General features: G+C 52.9%; 1 protein-coding gene and 1 pseudogene. Both read left to right on the top strand.

Annotated elements, in window-relative coordinates:
* A partial coding sequence (locus HDG37_RS38735; RefSeq protein WP_184056872.1) for a hypothetical protein occupies positions 1-216 on the top strand: 216 nt, incomplete at its 5' end.
* Positions 217-296: 80 nt separating this feature from the next.
* Positions 297-1,219: pseudogene (locus HDG37_RS38730) on the top strand (hypothetical protein); the annotation flags it as partial.

Raw genomic sequence — 1,219 nt, 5'->3', positions numbered from 1 at the left:
GGACACCTCGTCAGCTGTGCTCAAAAAAGTAGCCGTCAGTGGCATGAAGCTTTTGTCGAAACCGGTTTCGGAACAGACCTTGTTGAACATACTGGTGAAACACAAACCAAAAGCATTGACCGAAGGCGGGTGACCAAGGCGAGTGGCGTGCCATCTGAAAATGCATTTGAACAGGACCGCGATCGTCTATCCCATGAACATTTGTTCGGCAAGTAACGGAACATTTGTCCATCGACTTGCTGGCGGACCGGTAGCACAATGGAGCGCATGCTGAAGCTGATCCTCGGAGGCCTCCCATGGCGTCCTGCACTCGAACACGAGATGATTCCGACGCGGGCGAAAAGCTCGGGGCCAGTACGTCCCTGAGTGCGAGTGAAACGGTTCATAACGAGCGCCCCAGATTCGCTGAACTTGTGAATTTGTTTCTGGGACCGGCTGCAGCACTCAGTCCAGAGCAGAATCTCGTTGTCAAACGCGAGTTGTTGGGATCACTGTCGCGTCGAGCGGTATATTGGATCGTGCTCCTGTCGGTCGGGAGCGCGCTCTTGTTTGTATTTGGATCGTGGATCAAAACTTCGGCTGTCTATCTTTTGTTCCGTGTCGTCTGGGTCTTAGGACTGTGGGGAGTGGCCACCCCCGCAGCAACGTACTTACTGAAAAAGACAATGGCGCTCCCAAAGCACGCTGGCGCCAACGAAATCGAGCAGATGCACTGGGCCTGGACTGCATTGGTCATACTGACATCGTTTTGGTGGGCGGCGGGTAGCTTTGGGTTAACTCCACCCGACTTCTCTGGCCATGCTGCTTACTCGAAATTGGCCAGGTACGGATTCTTCGAGTATACGCTGATCAGCCATGCATTTACTTTGCTGCTGCTCGCACCTAGTCTTCGCGCGACTTTAGGTTCACTCGTGCTGGGCGCTATCCCATTTGGATTTAGCATAGCGCCATCTCTATTTGTTTACCGGCCAGGAATGCTGGTCTGGTTTACGGCTCAACTGATTGGCTATTGTTTCATCGCCTGGTTCATTTTTCACAATCAGAAGCGCGCATATGTCAAAGGGGTGATTCTCGATGAGGCGCGATCGCAGGCTGAAGCGGCAAAGGCGGAGAAGAACCAACTCATCGCCGCGATAAGCCATGACTTGCGCCAGCCGCTTACAACGCTCGGCTTGAAGTTAAATTATATCGAGCGGACCATTGAATCAACCAAACTGGC

Source organism: Paraburkholderia sp. MM5384-R2 (assembly GCF_014201025.1).
GTDB lineage: Bacteria > Pseudomonadota > Gammaproteobacteria > Burkholderiales > Burkholderiaceae > Paraburkholderia > Paraburkholderia tuberum.
The sequence above is the reverse complement of the archived record's forward strand: the minus strand, read 5'-3'. Positions and strand labels throughout refer to the sequence as shown.